The 938-nt window shown below is 65.1% G+C and carries 1 protein-coding gene; it reads right to left on the reverse strand.

Annotated features, from left to right (window positions below; all coding sequences use genetic code 11):
- Positions 1 to 775: DUF222 domain-containing protein (locus tag ACYVAG_RS17595; RefSeq protein WP_460771838.1), on the reverse strand; the 775-nt coding region annotated here is incomplete at its 3' end.
- Positions 776 to 938: the final 163 nt, after the last annotated feature.

A 938-nucleotide genomic window follows, 5' to 3' on the forward strand; every position in this document is an offset into this window, starting at 1 on the left:
GGGCGGGGTCTGCCAGCAACTCCAACGCCTCAGCGCGCAGGACCTCGAACTCCGTGCCGTCCTCGGATTCCCTGCTGTCGCGCAGGATCCCGGCAAGTTCGGTGATGGTCTTGTCGAGCCGCAACCCGGCAGGGCCATCGACCTGACCAGTGACCAGGGCCGTCCCGGCCTCCCCTGGCCGGACGTTCACGAAGCGCCGCTCGAGCGCGGCCTTCCGACGTTCCTCGGCGCCGTCGGGGTCGACGACGTCACACAGCAGTTCGGCCTGGTTGAGTAGCCGGGTGACGGTGTATTGCGGGGCGAATGGTGCGAGTTGCCGGTCGACCTCCCCGGCCATCTCGGCGGTGAGTTCACGGGTGCGGGTGAGTTGGGCGACCTTGCGGGCGGCGAAGACGCGGACGTGGCCGCCGATCACCAGCGCCCACAACTTCGGATGACGGTGCTGGAGGTCGAGGACATCGGCGATGAGCTGGGCGGCGGCGTCCGGGGAGATGCCGAGCGCCGGACCGACCTCCAACGTGCAGAACTCGGCGACCTGCGGCGTGCCGTCGCCGCCGAGGACCATCAGTCGTTCGCCATGAAGCACCGACGGCGCGGAATCGTTGTCGGACAGCGGTTCGTTGATCCACGAGTACGCCCTTGCTGCGGCAGCGATCAACGAGATCTGGTCGATCTCTGCCTGGTGTTGGCGGTCGGCGGCATCCTTCAGGCCGAGGATGACCCCGGTGCGGTCAGGTTTTCCCTTCGCAACAAGCTGTTCGGTGAGATCGTCCATCGTTCCCCCTGAGGTGTGGTGATGATTCCAGCCTAGGAAGGGGGTCTGACAATCTCGGGTCCAGAACAGGGTTCTGCGAAAAGAATCTCGAACTATTTTTTTCTTGTGGGGAAGGTGATCGCGGGCTGGTGGCTTCGACTCGTTCCTCGCTCAGCCAACGTGA

The sequence above is a fragment of the Mariniluteicoccus flavus genome (assembly GCF_054776655.1).